This is a genomic window from Campylobacter concisus (genome assembly GCF_902460895.1).
Taxonomy (GTDB): Bacteria; Campylobacterota; Campylobacteria; order Campylobacterales; family Campylobacteraceae; genus Campylobacter_A; species Campylobacter_A concisus_BC.
Genome location: NZ_CABPVL010000034.1, coordinates 1 through 1,132 on the forward strand (window position 1 = coordinate 1; position 1,132 = coordinate 1,132).

At 33.3% G+C, this 1,132-nt stretch carries 1 protein-coding gene; it reads left to right on the forward strand.

Translation table 11 applies throughout. From position 1 onward, the window contains the following. Window positions 1-1,132: hypothetical protein (locus F3G98_RS10660; RefSeq protein WP_188117012.1), on the forward strand; the 1,132-nt coding region annotated here is incomplete at both ends.

The window sequence follows — 1,132 nt, forward strand, 5'->3', positions numbered from 1 at the left end:
AAAATATCATCAACATTAAACAAAAGCTTTACACAAATATATCACTTGGATACAAAGACCACACCTACCTACCTGCACCTTTAAATTTTAATAACATATACCACATGAAAACAGACAACGATAGCCTAGCCTTTAACAACAAACTCTATGAAAACGCTATACAAGACCTTGGAGTTGATATAAATGGCAATGAGGTGCTTATAAATATAGGCAACGTAGATGCGATACTAAATACAAATGTAAGTATAAGCTCGCACTTTCTTACCTACACGGCTGCTACACTATACTTTTTCTCATATCTTTTAGAGCAAAAAGATAATGACGAAAAGACAAAAAATGTTAGCCTAAAAGGCACGCTTTTATATCTAAATGAATTTATGGAGCAAAACTATAAGCTTATTTTTGATCTTGACACAAATTTATCTTTAGCATATAAAAGTGAGACATCCTATATAGATAACAAAGCTACACTACCACCTCTTTTATATAATAAAAACAAGAATTGGATGTTGCTTATACTATTAAATAATATAAAACACGACTTTAAGATATTTAATCACAATTTAGAAGACGAGCAAGAAGCTTTGATAATAGAAGATATATTTAAGCTTAGTGACGAGAAGCGATACACAAATATAATAAGCAAAGATGAAGTAGAGAAATTTAAAGAAGGTGGATGTGAAAGCATAGAAGATCAAAGGGCTATGCATAAGTGTAGGACGTATAAGGTGGTAGATGAGAGCTCTAGTGATATCACTAGCACCAAGGCACAAGCTAGCAAGCTCTACACCTATACGTCAAATTTCACAAGGTCGCTTTCATCACAAGATGAGAAGACATACTTTATGAAAAAATCAGAGCAGACCTACTCACTTTTATTTGACAACAGCACGCAGAGTGGCTCTATAAATTTATACGACGTAAAAGATAGGGGTGAGATAAAATTTGGCTTTTTATCAGCTAGCTCTAGCGTCTATGTGGATAAAGATAAAGAGAGTTTAGCCATATTTACAAAAGATAAAGACATAGTGGATATTGAAAGGTTATATGACAAGATAAGAGATAAATTTGGCGTGGAAAACCCAGAAAACTACAAGGTCGATCTCTTCTTAAACGCTACACTTCTAAAAGG